Raw genomic sequence first — 15,784 nt, 5'->3', positions numbered from 1 at the left:
GGGTGCGGGGTGGCCGGCTGGCGGGCTGGCGGGGTGGCGGGCTGCCGTGCTGCGGCCGGCCACGGGTGGGAGCGTCCGGCCGGGCGGTCACCCGGGGTTTCGCTCCGGTAGCAGCACGGGCTTGACCACGAGGCCGGACTCGCAGTCGCGTTCGGCCTCGTTGACGGCGGACAGCGGGTAGGTGCGGATGAGCTGGTCGAAGGGGAAGCGTCCGGCCTGCCAGAGCGCGGTCAGCCGGGGCACCAGGAGTGCGGGCACGGCGTCACCCTCGCAGATGTGCCGGATGCCGCGGCCCCGGTCGAGCGTGCCCGTCTCGAGGGCGAGCGGCGCGTGGAGGCGCGCGACGAGGCCGAGGGTGCCGGTGGGGCGCAGGGCGTGCAGCGCGTGGTTGATGAGCGCGGGGGAGGCGGTGGTGTCCAGGGCGTACTGCGCACCGCCGTCGGTGAGGCGGCGAATCCGCTCGGTCAGCCCGGCCGTCGTGGAGTCGAGCGGGACCGCGCCGAACCGTTCGGCCAGGTCGAGCCGCCGAGGGTGCCGGTCGACGGCCACGGTCCGCACGCCGGCCGCCGCGGCGGCCATCACGGCGGCGAGGCCGACCGCCCCCGCGCCAAGGACGGCCAGGGTGTCGCCGGGCCCCGCACGGAAGGTGTTCAGGACGGCTCCGGCGCCGGTGAGGAAGCCGCAGCCGAGCGGGCCGAGCAGCTCGATCGGCAGCGCCGGGTCGACACGGACGGCGTTGCGCGCCGGGACCAGCGCGTACTCGGCGAACGAGGACTGGCCGAACCAGCGCGGCGCCAGCGCCTTCCCGGCCGCGTCGGTGAGCCGGGACGGCTCCTCGCCGCGCCCCCCGAAGAGGTTGAGCGACGCGAAGGAGTCGCAGTAGGCGGGTGCCGCGCCGAGGCAGTTCCGGCAGCGGCCGCAGGAGTCGAAGGCGAGCACGACGTGGTCGCCCACGCCGACCGCCGCGTCGGGCCCGCCGCCGGACCGCACCACCACCCCCGCGCCCTCGTGCCCGAGGACCGCCGGCAGCGGGCTGCGGCCGGCCGACCGCCGGACGGCGAGGTCGGTGCGGCACATCCCCGCGCCCGCGACGGCGACCAGCACCTCTCCCGGCGCGGGCTCCGCGCGCAGTGCGACCTCCTCAACGGTGAACGGCTCCTCGTACGCGCGCAGCACCGCCGCACGGAACCTCATGCCCACCCCTCCTCGGGCCGGTGGACCACGAACGGGCGCAGGTTGCCGTACAGGCCCCAGGGGCCGCCCGCGACGCCGACGCCGCTGTCCTTGATGCCGGCAAAGGGCTGGGCGAGGGACAGCTCGGCGTGGTGGTTGATCCAGACCGTGCCGCATTCGAGCCGGTCCGCGACCTCCTCGGCACGGTCGAGGTCGGTGCCCCAGACGGAGCCGCCGAGCCCGAAGCCGGTGCCGTTGGCCGCCTCGACGGCCTCGTCCACGCTCCGGTACGGCAAGACCGGCAGCACCGGTCCGAACTGCTCCTCGGTCACCACCGCGCTCCCCGGCGGGACGTCGGTGAGGACGGTGGGCGCGTAGAAGTGCCCCAGCCCATCCAGCCGTTGCCCGCCGGCAGCCGCCCTGGCCCCCTCGGCGAGCGCCCGCTCCGTGACCCGCTCGACCCGGGCGAGCTGCGGGCCGTTGTTGAGCGGACCGATGCGGGTCCCCGGGTCGAGTCCCGGCCCGACGACGACGCTCTTCGCGTAGTGCGCGAGGGCCTCGACGACCCGCGCGTGCAGCCTGGCGGGGGCGTAGACGCGCTTGACCGCCATGCAGACCTGACCGCAGTTGCGAAACGCCGCCCAGAACAGGCGCTCCGCGATCCGCTCCACGTCGACGTCGTCGAGGAGCACGGCGGCGTCGTTGCCGCCCAGCTCCAGCGTGATCCGTGCCAGCGACGGACCCGCCGCCGCGGCGACGGCCCGCCCGGTGGGCACCGAGCCGGTGAACGTCACGTGCCGGATGCCCGGATGGGCCGCCAGCCGGGCACCGAGCGGCTCGCGCCCGGTGACGACAGTCAGCACGTCCTCCGGCAGCACCCCGGCGAGGACCCGCCCGAGCTCCAGGGTGGCGAGCGGGGTGTACGGGGACGGCTTGAGGACTACCGTGTTGCCCGCCGCGAGCGCCGGCGCGAACTTCGCCGCCGCCAGCTGGAGCGGGAAGTTCCACGGCACGATCGCCGCGACCGGGCCGAGCGGACGCCAGCGCACCTCGCTGTGCACGGGCCGCCCGTCGTCGACCCTGCGGGTCCGGGGGGCGAGGCCGGCGAAGTACCGCAGCCGAGCTGCGGTCCGGGCGACCTCCGCGGCCGACTCGGCCAGCGGCTTGCCCTGCTCCCGCGTGAGGAGCCGGGCGAGTCGGTCGCCGGCCGCCTCCACGACGTCGGCCGCCCGGAGCAGCGCTGCGGACCGGACGGCGGAGTCGGCGCGCCACCCCCGCCACGCGTCCGCGGCGCGTGCCACGACGCCGTCCAGAGCATCCGGCCCCAGGTCCGAGGCCTCGCCGACGACATCCCCGGTGGCCGGATCGACCACGGTGAAGCGCGGCGCCTTCCCGCCGTCGGGGCCGCCGCCGGGCGCGGGCGCCCCCGCGCCGGAGGTCAGTGCGCGCCCCGGGCGCCGTTGGCGTACACCCGGGCCTGGCGGTCCATCTCAGCCCGGAAGGCCGCCACCAGGTCCGGCCGGATCCGCCCGGCGTTGCGGTCGCCGCCTTCGCAGACCGCTCCGCGGACGCCCACGATGTCCGTCCCCATGCGGGTCAGCGGCCCCAGGTCCTCCTTCCGGACGCTGCCCGCCAAGGCGGCGAGCAGACCGGCATCGTGGCTCCTGCGCACGAACTCGTCGCAGATCTCCGGCGGTACGTGGTCGAACAGCCGCGTCCCGTCCTTGATCGCCGTGTCGAGCATCGCCGCGTCGGCACCGGAGCGGGCCGCGATGTCCGGCAGCGCCAGCGGGTTGACGCACCCCACACGGTGGGCGTCGGCGTACCCCGAGGCGACGACCAGCGCGGCTGGACAGTGGTCCTTCACCGCCCGTACGACGGCCCGCATCACGTCGATGCCCTGCTCCGGCGTCGTGCATCCGTACAGCCCGACCTTGATGTACGTCGCCCCCGAGACGACCGCTCCGAGCGCCGCCTGGGCCACCGTGCCCGGCTTGTACGGCACGTCTCCGACGGTGGCGGAAACGGGCTTCTCCGCCGGCACGGCGTCGCGTATCTCCCTGATGACCCACGGGAAGTTCGCGCCCAGCGAGCCCTCGTCGGGTTTCTTGACGTCGACGATGTCGAGGTACTCGGCCGCCTTGGCGCAGTCGAGCGCCTCCTCGACGCCGTCCGGGGAGATGAGAAGCAACACCGTGAGCTCCTTCCGCCGCGGGTCCGCCCGCCCGGGGGCAGACTGCGGATGACCGAGGGTTCATGTGCGGTGCGTTCATCATTTCCGCTGCCCGTGATCGCCGGAAGGGCGCGCAGGGGTTCGCGAGGGGGCGCATGCGTCGCCGCCGTGGCGCGCCGGGCGGGCGGGGATGAACCGGGGCGTACTGGCGTGCTCGCCCCAACCCTGGTAGGTCCCGGTCCGTCCCCCTCCACCCCCTCGGTCAGGCGTTCGACCCCCGGTCCGGCACGGCCGGGTCGGCGAGCAGTGCCCGGACGTCCCGTACGATCCGCGGCGTCGCCACCGGCAGCGGCCGGCCCTGTGACCCGCGCGCCGCGGCCGGCGGGCGCGGCCCCGGAGACGTCACCGGCCTCAGAGGTCGTACGCCGTGCCGCCCTGCTGAGGAGCCGAGCCCCTTCGGGTGACGGGACAGGCGCCGCCCCTCCCGGCCCCGGCAGGCGCGGAGTAGGCCGCCGCGCCCGGCGTCGCCGCACCGAGCTGCTCCAGGATCTCGTCGGCGAGCAGGTCCTGCGGCCCCTTGAGCGCGTCGGCGGCCGCCCGGTCCGAAGGAAAGACCAACTCGGCCGCGATGTTGTCCTGCACGATCCGGGCGAGGTTGTCCAGGGCCACGAAGACCGGGTCCGAGAGCGGCTCGGCGGCCGGCAGGTCGATCAGATGGGTGGCCACCTTCGCCGGGTTCATGCACGGCCTGATGATGATCGAGTTCTGGTTCAGTTCGGACGTGGCCCACTGGGACAGCACGACCGTGTACAGGTCCATCCACGCCTCCTCACCGATCCGGGCCCGCCACTTGCGCAGGACGCCCTGCACACCCGCGATCTGGGCCTCGGCCGCGTACCTCATGTTGGTGCGGATACCCGCGTACACACCGCGGGAGAAGTCCTCGAACGACCTGATGTCGAAGGACCGGGCCGCGGTGGAGACTTCGATGAACGAGAGTGCGCCGTCGAGCACCCGCGCGCACGAGACCACCATCTCCGGCGGGATGCCGGCCTGGTCGAGCTGGCGCCGGGCCACGGCCAGCGTGTCGGCGTACTGCCGGAGCGGTGGGATCCAGTCGGTGGTCGCGGTGTCCTTGAACGCGACCATGGCGAGGTCGTGCGCATCGATGCGGTCCGCGCCGGGGACGTTCGGAACCCTCTCGCTCAGGTGGGGCGCGATGATCGAGAAGACGCCGAGCGGCACATGACTGACGGACTTCGCCAGTTCGAACACCTCCCCGACGGGATGCAGCGACTCCTGCCTGCCGTCGTGAACGAGGGTGAACCTTCCGCCCCTGGCGTCGTTCTGGACCACGAGGACGGGACTGAGCTGCGCGATCAGATCCGACTTGAGCGCGGCGTAATGCGACCGCATACCGCTGTTGACCGCCACGATCGCGTCGCGGGCCCGACCGCGCCGAGCGGCCGCGTCACCGGCGCGTGCCCCGCTCCCGCCCTCGGCCGCCACCGGTGAGGCCGCGAGGCCCGCCACGACACCGGCCGCGGTGGTACCGCCGAGGAACCTTCTGCGTGTGGTCATTCTCCGCCTTCCGTAAGGGCCCACTCACCGGGCAAGAGCGGGGAACACGAAGTCGACGGCACGCGTCGGTGTTCCCGGCAGACGGACAACGATCCCGAGCACCCGCGCGCATCGGGTTGTCGCCCCTCGGGTTGTGCGGCGACGCCCCTGTGGCATTCCGGCCGCGGATGCGGGGAGAGCCGGCCATTCCACCCCCAGCGGCACACCGCAGGACAGAGCGGGTGTCAGGCTGCATACGCGGCCCAGCCGGAGAGTGTGGGGGGGCGGGCCGGAAGAGCACCATCCACCGGGGGAACTCATGGCGTTGCGTACGCGTTTGCACGGCCTGCTCACGGCAGCTGTCACCACCGCGCTGTTGACGATGGCGTCGGGGACCGAAGCGGCAGCCGTGGAGTGGCGACCGCGGCCGGGCATGGTCTACCTGTCCGACATGCCGAAGGACGGAACGACCTGGTACGGGGCACCGGCCGCGCGTGGCTGGAACAACCTGACGGCCTGCTTCGGGTTCTGGCCTGAGGGCCAGGCACCCGAGGTGAACGTGTGGAGTCGTGAAGTGGCCACGTCCGAGACTGCGGCCGGTGTGCAGAACACCGTCGTCTTCGAGACGGAGGCCGAGGCGATCACGTTCGCGGCCCGCGCCCGCCAGGCGTACGCCGACTGCCCGCGCAGCTACGAAGGCCCCAACAACATCGTCACCGCGTACGACTACGGAACCGTGAACGTGGAGGAGGGTGCCGCCATCCTCGGCATGCGCGAAGAGGCGCTCTGGGACAGCCGCATCTACCACAACTACCTGTTCGGCGTAGGCCGGGACGGCGACACGGTCACGCTCATCGAGTGGCAGAGCAACTGGAGCGCCCCGCCAGTCGACCACTTCAAGAACACCACGGTGAAGAACGTGGTCAACCGCCTGTACTGAGGGCCGCCACAGGGCGACGGCGACGCGCCGTCCCTTCGCGCCTCCAGGTCGTCCGGCCGTTGCTGCCCGTGTCGTTGCGGGGGCGGAAGCGGCTGGACGACCGCAGGGTCCTGAACGGGATCGTGTGGGAGTTCCGGACCGGGCCGGCCTGGCGGGAGGTGCCCGGGCGTTACGGTCCGTGGGCCACGCTCCACACGCGTTTCCGCGGGTGGGCGGCGGACGGAACGTTCGACGGGATGCTGCGGGCCGCCCAGGCGAAGGCGGACGCGGTGGGCGACATCGACTGGCTGGTGTCGGTGGACTCCACGCTCGTCCGCGCCCACCAGCACGCGGCCGGGGCCCGAAGACGGGGCTCCGCGACTCGGCCCTGGGCCGGTTCAGAGGCGGGCTGACCAGCACGATTCACCTGACCTGCGACGGTCAGGGCCGTCCGCTCGCCTTCGTCGTGACGGGCGGCAACACCAACGACTGCACCCGGTTCACCGCGGTGATGGAAGCGATCCGGGTGCCTCGGATCGGACCGGGACGGCCTCGCACCCGGCCCGATCACGTCCTGGTCGACAACGGCTACAGCTCGACAGCGATCCGCACCCGGCTCCGCCGCCGCGGCATCCCGCACATGATTCCCGAGCGGGCCGACCAGGACCGCAACCGGGCCCGGCGGGCCAGCCGCGGAGGCCGCCCGCCGGCCTTCGACCGCGAGCTCTACAAGCGACGCAACGTCGTGGAACGCTGCTTCAACCGTCTCAAGCAGTGGCGCGGCATCGCCACCGACCGCGACCTCGCACTGGGTGCCCTCGCCGGGGGCCTCGACGCGAACGACGCGGTGGATTCGGTGATGGCCCGGCCGCCTGGAGCGTCCTTGAGGAATTCCCCGGACCGCCCTCCGCGGAAACCCGTTGACGTAAACGGCCGGTCGATAGGAGGAGAGGCGACCGAGAGGTACGAAGAGGGGCCATCCGGCCCTCCCTCTCCCCGTGATGCGGAGCAGAGACTGGAGGCGGACACCGACGAGGAGGTCCCCGATGAGCTCCCTCCCTTCCCCTCGGCTCACGACAGCTCTGTCCGCCGACCAACACGACCGGCTGATGGCGTGCGCCCGCCCGGTGGACCTCCCTGAAGGCACCCGGCTGTTCGAGGAGGGCGATCCCGCCCAGCGCTTCTGGATCGTCCGGACGGGCACGGTCACCTTGGACTTCGCTGTGCCTGGCACACAGCCGGCAGTGATCGGCACCGTGAACGCGGGTGAGCTGCTCGGATGGTCTTGGCTGTTCGCTCCGTATCGCTGGCACTTCGGTGCGGAGGCCATGACGCGTGTGCGGGCATTCGAGTTCGATGCACTGACTGTGCGCATGATGATGGACTCCGATCCTGCCCTCGGCTCCGCCCTCGGGCATTTCGTCGGCCAGACCCTCGCTCGTCGCCTGGTCTCCGCCCGAGTACGACTGCTCGATCTGTACGCCCCGCACGGCAGCGGCCTGTAGACCCTCGTCCACCTCCCGGAGAACGCCATGCCTGCCTCGCACTACATCGTCAGCGACGTCATGACCCACACCGCCGTCGCGATCGGTCGGGACGCGCCCTACAAGGAGATCGTCGCCCTCATGGACCAGTGGAAGGTGAGCGCCGTCCCCGTCCTGGAGGGAGAGGGCCGTGTCGTCGGGGTCGTGTCGGAGGCGGATCTCCTGCCGAAGGAGGAGTTCCGGCTCGACGAGCCCCGTCCGGACGAACTCGCCGAGGCGGCCAAGGCAGGAGCCCTGCGGGCCGGGGAACTCATGTCGAGTCCCGCCGTCACCGTCCACCCGGACGCCACGCTCGCCGAGGCGGCACGCATCATGGCCACCCGGAAGGTGAAGCGGCTGCCGGTGGTGAACGAGATCGGGATGCTGGAGGGGGTCGTCAGCCGAAGCGATCTGCTCAAGGTGTTCCTCCGTACGGACGGCGAGATCGAGGCGGAGATCCGCCGCTCCGTCCTCGGCGAGTCGGCTGCCCCGGCAGGGCTTGAGGTGTCCGTAGTGGAGGGTGTGGCCACCCTTCACGGTGCGCTCGCCGAACGGTCGCTGGTTCCGCTGCTCGCCCGCGCCGTCCGGGCGGTGGAGGGCGTCGTCGACGTGCGGATGGATCTCGGTGCCCACGAAGGCGCCGTATGACGGACAATCCTTGTGGGGGCGGAGACGAACCCACCGACCGCAGGGGTCGCCATGTCCGATCTGCAGGCAGCCGCCACACCCACGCGGGTCTTCCTCGTCGACGACCACGAGGTCGTCCGCCGGGGCCTTCGAGACCTGATCGACGACGAACCCGACATGGAAGTGGTGGGCGAGGCGGCGAGTGCGGAGCAGGCACTGGCCAGGGGCCCCGCCCTACGCCCGGACGTGGCGGTCCTCGACGTGCGGCTGCCCGACGGAGACGGCATCTCCGTGTGCCGGGAGCTGCGGTCTCGGATGCCTGACGTGGCGTGCCTGATGCTGACGTCGTTCGACGACGAGGACGCTCTCCTCGACGCGATCATGGCTGGGGCGGCCGGGTACGTCCTGAAGCAGATCAAGGGGTCGGATCTGGTTGCGGCGGTACGGACCGTGGCCACCGGGCAGTCGATGCTCGATCCGGCCACCACCGCGCGGCTGATGCACTCGCTGCGCGACCCCGAGGCGGCGAAGCCGCCGGAGGACGAGCGGCTCGCGGCGCTGTCCGACAGGGAGCGGTCGGTGCTCGAACTCATCGGCGAGGGTCTCACCAACCGGCAGATCGCCAAGCGGCTCTATCTGTCGGAGAAGACCGTCAAGAACCACATCTCCCGGCTGCTCGGCAAACTCGGCGTGGAACGCCGCGTACAAGCGGCCGTCATCGCCGCGCAGGTCCACGAGCACGACCGCGAGGGGACGTAGAGGCCCTCATTCCCGCTCGGTCGGGAGTGGGATCCTCCACTCGAGGACGGTGCCGTTGCCCGGCGCCGCTCGTGCGTGGACCGAAAGCGTGCCGCCCAGCCGCTCGGCCCGTTCGGACAGGTTCTGCAGTCCGCTGCGGCTGCCACCGTGCGGTATTCCGACGCCGTCGTCACTCACCGTCACCGCCAGCACGCCGTCGTCGGCCACGACCGACACCTCCGCCTTTCGGGCCCGGGCGTGCCGTGCCACATTGGTGAGGGCCTCTCCGAGGACGGCGAGCACCTCCTCGGCCACTTCCGTCGGTACGTCGGTGTCGATCAGGCCCTCCATAAGCAGCGCCGGAGTGAATCCGAGCGTCGTCGCCGCCGAATCAACGGCCTTGACCAGGCGCTTTCGCAGGGTCGGGGCGGTTCCCGGGGTGTCGTGTTCCCTGAGGCCGAAGATGGTCGATCGGATGATCTTGATGGTGGCGTCCAGGTCGTCGATGGCCCGGGTCAACCGGTCCACGGCCTCCGGGTGCTCGACGAAGCGCCGGGCGCTCTGGAGCGTCATCCCCGTGGCGAAGAGGCGCTGGATCGCCAGATCGTGGAGGTCTCGGGCGATCCGGTCGCGGTCCTCCAGAAGGCTCACCTGTTCGGCGTCACGACGGCGGTCGGCCAGTTCGAGCGCCAGTGCCGCCTGGCCCGCGAATCCGGGAAGCGCGGTGACCTCGGCGGTCGTGAAGACGGGCCGCCCGTGACACCGCGCGAGGATCAGCACCCCTCTGAGTTGCTCCTTGGTGCCGACCGCGACGGCCACCGCCGGTCCGTACCCCTTCCACCGCTCGGTCTGCATCGTGATGGTCGGTTCGCTCTCGACGTCGGCGACCCTGACCAGACCGTCCTGCGCGAGGGCGGCCTCGACCAGGGTTCCCTCACTGTTCGGGAGCACGACGCCCCGGTGCGTTTCGGCTCCCTCACCGCTGGCCAGCGAGCCACGCAGCTCGCCGCCCGGTCCGACCAGGTAGAAGACCCCCATGTCAGCGCCCGCGATGTCCACCGCCTGCTCCAGCATCCCGCCGAGGACCTCGGTCTCCTCCGCTCCGGACAGGAGGGCACTGGTGAAGTCGGAGCTGGCGGCCAGCCAGCGCTGGCGCAGGCGGCCCTCCTCGTAGAGGCGGGCGTTCGCGACGGCGATGCCGGCCGCGACGGCCAGAGTCGTCACGACGGCCTCGTCCTCGGCGTCGAAGTCGGCTCCTCCGCGCTTCTCCGTGAGGTAGAGGTTGCCGAACACCTCGTCGCGGACACGGATGGGGACGCCCAGGAACGTGTGCATCGGCGGATGATGGGCCGGGAAGCCGTACGAGGCCGGGTGCTCGGACAGCTCGGCGAGGCGCAGCGCCTTGGGGTTGCGGATCAGTTCGCCGAGAATGCCGTGTCCGGACGGCAGCGCGCCGATCCGCTCACGGAGTTCGTCGTCGATGCCGACGGGGAGGAATTCGGAGAGCTTACGGTCGTCACCAATGACGCCCAGGGCCCCGTACTCGGCGTCCACCAGAGTGACGGCGGACTCCACGATGTCGCGCAGCACCTGCGGCAGGTCGAGTCCACGGCCCACGGACATGACGGCCTCGAGCAACCCGTTGAGCCGGTCCCTGGTACCCCGCACCTCGTCGATGCGCACCTGGACCTCGTCGAGCAGCTCGTCCAGTCGCAGCCGTGGCAGCCGTGTACCTGCAGGCGTGCTGTCCTCCCGGCCCATCGAGACCTCCGGCCGCATCGAGCGCACGGGCTCTACCCGAAGCGCGCACTCTCACCGTAGTCCGGAGGAACCACGCCTTCCTGTCGGGCTCGCTGTATGGAAGGCGGTCCGTACGACACGGGCCGTGACGAATCCGGCCGGCGCGCACGCGAGAGCGATCCCGGCGCCCGCCCAGCCGAGCGGCTCGGTTTCCAGGATCGAGTTCAGGAAGGGCACGTACAGCGCTGCCGCTGCCAGAAGGGCAGAGGCGAGGACGGACAGAGGGAGGAACGGGTTCTCCTTGGTCAGGAGTCGGGTGCGCAGTCCCAGGGCGACGCCGAGCTGCGCGGCGAGCAGGGCGAGGAAGAGCACGCTCTGCCAGGCCAGGTCCAGTGCCTGGGCGGCGAGGCCTGCGCCGAGGGAGGCCGCCGTGACGACGGCCGCGAGAAGGAGCAGCCTCTGCCAGGCTCCGCCGCCGAGGATGTGCTGGTCGGGTGGGCGCGGGGGGCGGTGCATCGCTCCCGGGGACGCGGGTTCGGCGCCCATGGCGACGCCCGTGAGGCCATGTGTGAGCAGGTTGATCCACAGGATCTGGCCGGCGCGAAGGGGCAGCGGCATCCCGAGCAGCGGGCCGATGAGCATCACGAGGATCTCTGCCGCGCCGCCGGCCATCCCGTAGACGAGGAAGCGGCGGATGTTGTCGTAGACACGCCTTCCCTCCTCGACGGCCGCCACGACCGTCGAGAGCTCGTCGTCGGTCAGGACCAGGTCGGCGGCCTGCCGGGCGACCTCCGTGCCGCGTGCGCCCATGGCGACGCCGATGTCGGCCCGGTGCAGGGCGGGACCGTCGTTGACTCCGTCGCCGGTCATCGCGGTCACCGCTCCCCCGGCACGCCACGCCTCCACGATGTCGAGCTTCTGCTGGGGGTCCGTGCGGGCGAAGACCCGCACGGAGGTGAGGTCGGCGACTCGCCCCGCGGCCACGTCCGCCCCGGTGACGACGTGGCCTTCCGTCTCGGCGCCGTCACCCAGGAGTGCGACGTGGGACGCCACCGCCCGGGCCGTCGCCGGATGGTCCCCGGTGATGAGGACGGGAGTGATGCCGGCTGCCCGGCAGGAGGCGAGGGTCGCCGCGGCGTGCGGTTTGGGTGGGTCGCTGAGCGCGACGAGGCCGAGGAGCGCGAGCCCCGACTCCGCCTCGGTGAGCGGGCTCGGGAGGTCGTTCCGCACGCCCGAGGCCACTGCGAGCACGCGGTATCCATGGGCGGCCAGGCGCGCGGCCTCCTGATGGGCCGCCGCGAGCATGTCGGGAGGATCTTGCAGGACTGCCGGGTCGAGGACGGCTTCGGGTGCGCCCTTCATGCAGACGAGCACCTCGTCTCCGCCGGTCTTGTGGAGCGTGGTCATGCGTCTGCGGAGACTGTCGAAGGGCACTTCTCCGATCCGGGGGCGGGTCACCGACAGTTCCGCCGGCTCCGGGCAGCCCGTCTTGGCAGCGGCCGCCAGCAGGGCGGCCTCCATGGGGTCGCCCAGAGCCGTCCAGCGGCCGTCGGGCCTCCGGTCGTCCGTCGGGCGCAGCGTGGCGTCGTTGCACAGGGCGGACACGGTCAGCAGCCCCGACAGCGGTTCGAGCTCGTCCGCTTCCGCCGGTCTCCCGGCGACGAGGACCTCACCCTCGGGTTCGTACCCCACGCCCGTGAGCTCGGCGCTCACCCGCGGTGACCAGATGTGCTGGACGACCATGCGGCCCTCGGTCAGGGTGCCGGTCTTGTCGGTGGCGAGGACGGACACCGAGCCGAGTGTCTCCACCGCGGGCAGCCGCCGCACCAGGGCGTGCCGGGCGGCCATGCGCCGGGCTCCGAGCGCCAGGGCCAGGGTGACGACGGCGGGAAGGGATTCGGGGACCGCCGCCACGGCCAGGCTGATGGCGGTGACGGCCATCGTGCCCAGCGGGAGCCCCCTCACCAGGCCGAGGGCGAAGACCAGGACGCACAGGGCGAGCGTCACGGCCGCGAGGACGCGCCCGAGGGCGGCGAGTCGCCGCTGCAGCGGAGTCGGCTCGCGGCGTTCGTCGAGAAGAGCCGCGATGCGGCCGAGCGCGCTCGATGCCCCGGTCGCCTCGACTACGGCCACGCCTCGGCCGCGGACGACGACCGTGCCCCCGCTCAGCGTCGCACCGGGGTCCTTGTCCACGGACACGGACTCCCCCGTGAGCATGGACTCGTCCAGCAGGAGGGCGGAGGCCTCTGCGAGTGCGGCGTCGGCGGCGACGATGTCGCCCTCACCGACCAGGAGGACGTCACCCGGGACGATCGCTGCTGCCGGGAGGTCGCGGACAATGCCGTCTCGCCGCACGCGCGCGTGCGGGGCGGTGAGGGCCGAGAGCGCGGCGACGGCGTCGTCCGCCCGGATCTCCTGCGCCACACCGACGATCGTGTTCACGAGGACGACCAGTCCGATGACGATCGCGTCGGGATGGTCACCGATCGCGAGGGTCAGTACGACGGCCCCGACCAGCACCATGATCAGTGGGTCGGTCAGTTGGGCCAGGACCCTGCTGTGGAGCCGTACGGGCCTTCTCGCGGTGACCTCGTTGGGGCCGGTGTCGGCCAGCCGACGGGCGGCCTCCGCCTCGGTGAGCCCCAGGGTGTCCCGAACCGAGGCGAGTGCCCGGTCCGCTGCCGACGCGGTCATGGCCCGCTCACACCACGGGGACGGTGATCACCGGGCAGTGGGCGCGGTGGAGCAGCCCGTGGACGACGGAGCCGACGCGCATCCCGGAGTACCCGCCCCGGCCCCGGCGGCCGACGACGACGGCCAGTGCGTGTTCGGCGGCGTCCGCGAGCGTCTCGACGGGCGAACCGATGCGCACCTCGTGTGTGAGCCGGACGTCGGGGTGTCTCTCCGCCCAGCCGGCGGTGGTCTCCGAGAGCAGGCGGCGTTCGGCGGAGAACAGCGTGTCGCCGCCGTGCAGGGTGAAGACGGGGGGCTGCCAGACGGCGACGGCCCGCAGTGCGCAGCGCCGGAGGTCCGCCTCCTCGAAGGCCCAGGCCAGGGCGGCCCGTGAGGACTCGCTGCCGTCGACGCCGACCACGAGGTAGGGCGTCTCCTGCGTGACGTGCTCCGCGTCGCCCACGACGACGACCGGGCAGTGCGCCTTCGCGGTGACCGGTACGACCAGGGAGCCGGCGCTCAGGAACTCCGCGGGGCGGCTGAGGTGCCGTGATCCGAGCACGATCAGGCCGGCCTGGCTCGACCGAGCGGCCAGGGATGCCGCCGGAAACCCGTCGAGAAGGGAGGAGGTGGCTTCGATGTCAGGCTGCCGGGCGTGCGCCCAGGCGAGTGCCGTACGCAGAGCCTCCGTACCGGCCTGCCGCTGTGCCAGGTGACGAGGGGTGTCGTCGACGTGTTGGGTGTCGTGCTGCGGGGGTACCGCGACCACCAGGCGCAGTCCCACGCCTCGCAGGTGAGCCTCGTCCGCGGCCCAGGCGAGGGCCATGTGCCCGTTCTTCACCGGGTCGATGCCGACGACGATGTCACGGCGCTCCGTGGTGCTGGTCATGACGTGCTCCCGTGTCCGGGCCCTTGCCGGGGGACGAGCTCCACAGGGCAGTGGGCGTGCTGGAGCAGGCTGAGCGTGGTCCGGCCGAGGGTGGGTCCGAGGTATCCGGGCGAACGCCGGCCACCGACGACCATAAGGTCTGCGTGGTGCGACGCGTCCACGAGGGACCGGGGCACGCTGCGGCCCTTCTGTCCGTCGGCGTGCACGGTGAGTCCCGGGAACTCCTCCCGGACCCGTTCCGAGAGCGAGGACAGCACGCGTACGTGATCGCGGGCGATCTTGTCGTCACCGTGGGGCAGCGCGGCCCGTGAGCGGGCGGACAGCCCGGCACTCCGGATGTGCAGGAGCCTCAGGGGCACCTCGCGCAGCAGGGCTTCGCGTGCCCCCACGCGGGCACATCCCACGTCGGCCTCGTCGCGCACCGCCGCGAGAACCACTCCGGCCTCGACGGGCTCCGCGGCACCGCGCACCACGACCACGGGCGTGGTGGCGCCGGCCGCGACCTGAAGGCCGACGGATCCGAGCAACAACGAGGGGAACCCGCCGAGGCCCCGGTGCCCGACGACGATCGTGCCGGTCAGGGCGGCGGCGCCGCGCAGCCCATCGGCGGCCCCGCCATCAGTGAGTTCCGTGACGACCGTCAGCTCGGGGTGGCGCGCCGTGATCGCCTCGGCGGTCCGGTCGAGCAGGTCCCTTCCCTCCTGCCGACTCCTGACGATCTCCGCATGGGACAGGAACGGGGCCTGTGTGTCCGTGTCGGCTCCATGGACGAGGAAGAGAGTGCTGCCCCGCAGGGCCGCCTCCGCTGCCGCCCACCTCACCGCCGTGCGTGCGGACGGTGATCCGTCGACGCCGACGACGACCCGGCTGGGGGCGGGGCGGGCTGGCGTTCCGTCCATGGCTCCTCCTCACGCGCTCCGGGGTGCTCCTTCCACCCTGGCAGCCGGCCCCGAGCGGTCGGAGGGCCGCTGGGGCCAACGACGGGACCAAAGGTCCTACACGGGCGGGGCTGGGCTCGGGCCGGAAACGGCGAGCCGTTCGGGCCTGAGGGTGGACCATTCGGCCCTCGCCGCCCCCGAGCGTGCGGTGGAGGGTGGTGTCACGGGACAGCACACCGGCCGGACCCTCGAACAGGAGGCGCGGTGATGAAGCACATGAAGGTCGGGGGCCTGATGACCGACGAGGTGGTCTCCGCCGTCCCTGCGGCGTCGTTCAGGGACGTGGCGAAGATGCTCGCCGAACACGACATCAGCGGGGTTCCCGTCGTGGACGAGGATGACCATGTCGTCGGAGTCGTCTCCGAGAGCGATCTCCTGGCCCGCGACGAACTGACCGCGCGGGAGCTCATGAACACCCCGGCCGTCACGATCCACGCCGAGGAGACGGTGGCGGACGCGGCACGGCTGATGGTGCGCCGCGGAGTCGAGCGCCTGCCCGTGGTCGACGAGGAGGAACGACTGGTCGGCATCGTGACCCGCCGCGATCTTCTCTGTGTCTACCTCCGCCCGGACGCGGAGATACGGCGCCGCATCCATGAGGACGTCCTCAAGGATGCCATGGACCTTCCCGCAGACGTGGTGGACGTGCGCGTCCTGGACGGCGTGGTGACGCTGGGGGGCCGCGTCCGGCGGCGGAGTCAGGCCCTGATGCTCGTCGGACTCGCACAGAGCGTCGACGGCGTCGTCGCCGTCGTGGACCGCCTGTCCTTCCACGAGAACGACACGCGTCTCAAGTCCTCCACCCGGACTCCGCACGACATCTCTTCGTGA

The 15,784-nt window shown here is 72.2% G+C and carries 13 protein-coding genes and 1 pseudogene; 6 read left to right on the top strand and 8 right to left on the bottom strand.

All coding sequences use genetic code 11. The features are described 5' to 3' along the window. Window positions 1-87: 87 nt before the first annotated feature. The 4 genes from OG309_RS37405 to OG309_RS37390 all read right to left on the bottom strand — a co-directional run bounded on the left by OG309_RS37405 (window position 88) and on the right by OG309_RS37390 (window position 4,927). Window positions 88-1,194, bottom strand: a complete 1,107-nt coding sequence (locus OG309_RS37405; RefSeq protein ID WP_329427940.1) for an NAD(P)-dependent alcohol dehydrogenase — start codon at window positions 1,192-1,194, stop codon at window positions 88-90. Beyond that, complete coding sequence (locus OG309_RS37400; protein ID WP_329427937.1) at window positions 1,191-2,546, bottom strand: aldehyde dehydrogenase family protein; 1,356 nt, start codon at window positions 2,544-2,546, stop codon at window positions 1,191-1,193. The genes OG309_RS37405 and OG309_RS37400 overlap by 4 nt, the downstream gene beginning before the upstream one ends. Before the next feature lie 65 nt (window positions 2,547-2,611). After that, the gene (locus tag OG309_RS37395) at window positions 2,612-3,367 is read right to left on the bottom strand and encodes a (5-formylfuran-3-yl)methyl phosphate synthase (protein WP_329427935.1); all 756 of its coding nucleotides are present in this window, start codon (window positions 3,365-3,367) and stop codon (window positions 2,612-2,614) included. Between the two features lie 390 nt (window positions 3,368-3,757). Then, window positions 3,758-4,927, bottom strand: a complete 1,170-nt coding sequence (locus OG309_RS37390) for a twin-arginine translocation signal domain-containing protein (protein ID WP_329427933.1) — start codon at window positions 4,925-4,927, stop codon at window positions 3,758-3,760. A gap of 304 nt (window positions 4,928-5,231) precedes the next feature. Here OG309_RS37390 and OG309_RS37385 point away from each other — a divergent pair, with 304 nt between their 5' ends. The 5 genes and pseudogenes from OG309_RS37385 to OG309_RS37365 all read left to right on the top strand — a co-directional run bounded on the left by OG309_RS37385 (window position 5,232) and on the right by OG309_RS37365 (window position 8,734). Next, window positions 5,232-5,846, top strand: a complete 615-nt coding sequence (locus OG309_RS37385) for a hypothetical protein (protein ID WP_329427931.1) — start codon at window positions 5,232-5,234, stop codon at window positions 5,844-5,846. Then, window positions 5,843-6,627, top strand: a pseudogene (locus tag OG309_RS37380) (IS5 family transposase); the annotation flags it as partial. The gene OG309_RS37385 and the pseudogene OG309_RS37380, both read left to right, overlap by 4 nt. A gap of 244 nt (window positions 6,628-6,871) precedes the next feature. Continuing rightward, a complete protein-coding gene (locus OG309_RS37375) occupies window positions 6,872-7,330 on the top strand; it encodes a Crp/Fnr family transcriptional regulator (RefSeq protein ID WP_329427930.1) in 459 nt (152 codons plus the stop codon). A gap of 27 nt (window positions 7,331-7,357) precedes the next feature. Beyond that, a complete protein-coding gene (locus tag OG309_RS37370) occupies window positions 7,358-7,996 on the top strand; it encodes a CBS domain-containing protein (RefSeq protein ID WP_329427928.1) in 639 nt (212 codons plus the stop codon). Between the two features lie 51 nt (window positions 7,997-8,047). After that, window positions 8,048-8,734: a response regulator transcription factor gene (locus OG309_RS37365; RefSeq protein WP_329427926.1), complete on the top strand. Its 687-nt coding sequence runs from the start codon at window positions 8,048-8,050 to the stop codon at window positions 8,732-8,734. 6 nt (window positions 8,735-8,740) lie between these two features. Here OG309_RS37365 and OG309_RS37360 read toward each other — a convergent pair whose 3' ends face one another. From OG309_RS37360 to OG309_RS37345, 4 genes are read right to left on the bottom strand one after another with little or no spacing between them, the layout of a single operon-like run. Then, the gene (locus OG309_RS37360) at window positions 8,741-10,492 is read right to left on the bottom strand and encodes a sensor histidine kinase (protein WP_402545783.1); all 1,752 of its coding nucleotides are present in this window, start codon (window positions 10,490-10,492) and stop codon (window positions 8,741-8,743) included. Window positions 10,493-10,525: 33 nt separating this feature from the next. Further along, the gene (locus tag OG309_RS37355) at window positions 10,526-13,147 is read right to left on the bottom strand and encodes a cation-translocating P-type ATPase (protein WP_329427925.1); all 2,622 of its coding nucleotides are present in this window, start codon (window positions 13,145-13,147) and stop codon (window positions 10,526-10,528) included. 7 nt (window positions 13,148-13,154) lie between these two features. Then, window positions 13,155-14,015 (bottom strand): universal stress protein, encoded by an 861-nt coding sequence (locus OG309_RS37350; protein ID WP_329427924.1) that lies wholly within the window; start codon window positions 14,013-14,015, stop codon window positions 13,155-13,157. Continuing rightward, window positions 14,012-14,914, bottom strand: a complete 903-nt coding sequence (locus OG309_RS37345) for a universal stress protein (RefSeq protein ID WP_329427923.1) — start codon at window positions 14,912-14,914, stop codon at window positions 14,012-14,014. Before OG309_RS37345 ends, OG309_RS37350 begins: the two co-directional genes overlap by 4 nt. Window positions 14,915-15,160: 246 nt before the next feature. Here OG309_RS37345 and OG309_RS37340 point away from each other — a divergent pair, with 246 nt between their 5' ends. Then, complete coding sequence (locus OG309_RS37340; RefSeq protein ID WP_329427921.1) at window positions 15,161-15,784, top strand: CBS domain-containing protein; 624 nt, start codon at window positions 15,161-15,163, stop codon at window positions 15,782-15,784.

It is taken from the genome of Streptomyces sp. NBC_01268 (assembly GCF_036240795.1).
GTDB lineage: Bacteria > Actinomycetota > Actinomycetes > Streptomycetales > Streptomycetaceae > Streptomyces.
This window is presented reverse-complemented; position numbering and strand designations above follow the sequence as displayed.

Coding starts and splice junctions, on each gene's coding strand:
- OG309_RS37405 (WP_329427940.1), bottom strand. CDS start 1,194: ATGAGGTTCCGTGCGGCGGTGCTGCGCGCGTACGAGGAGCCGTTCACC.
- OG309_RS37390 (WP_329427933.1), bottom strand. CDS start 4,927: ATGACCACACGCAGAAGGTTCCTCGGCGGTACCACCGCGGCCGGTGTC.
- OG309_RS37375 (WP_329427930.1), top strand. CDS start 6,872: ATGAGCTCCCTCCCTTCCCCTCGGCTCACGACAGCTCTGTCCGCCGAC.
- OG309_RS37370 (WP_329427928.1), top strand. CDS start 7,358: ATGCCTGCCTCGCACTACATCGTCAGCGACGTCATGACCCACACCGCC.
- OG309_RS37365 (WP_329427926.1), top strand. CDS start 8,048: ATGTCCGATCTGCAGGCAGCCGCCACACCCACGCGGGTCTTCCTCGTC.
- OG309_RS37360 (WP_402545783.1), bottom strand. CDS start 10,492: ATGCGGCCGGAGGTCTCGATGGGCCGGGAGGACAGCACGCCTGCAGGT.
- OG309_RS37355 (WP_329427925.1), bottom strand. CDS start 13,147: ATGACCGCGTCGGCAGCGGACCGGGCACTCGCCTCGGTTCGGGACACC.
- OG309_RS37350 (WP_329427924.1), bottom strand. CDS start 14,015: ATGACCAGCACCACGGAGCGCCGTGACATCGTCGTCGGCATCGACCCG.
- OG309_RS37345 (WP_329427923.1), bottom strand. CDS start 14,914: ATGGACGGAACGCCAGCCCGCCCCGCCCCCAGCCGGGTCGTCGTCGGC.
- OG309_RS37340 (WP_329427921.1), top strand. CDS start 15,161: ATGAAGCACATGAAGGTCGGGGGCCTGATGACCGACGAGGTGGTCTCC.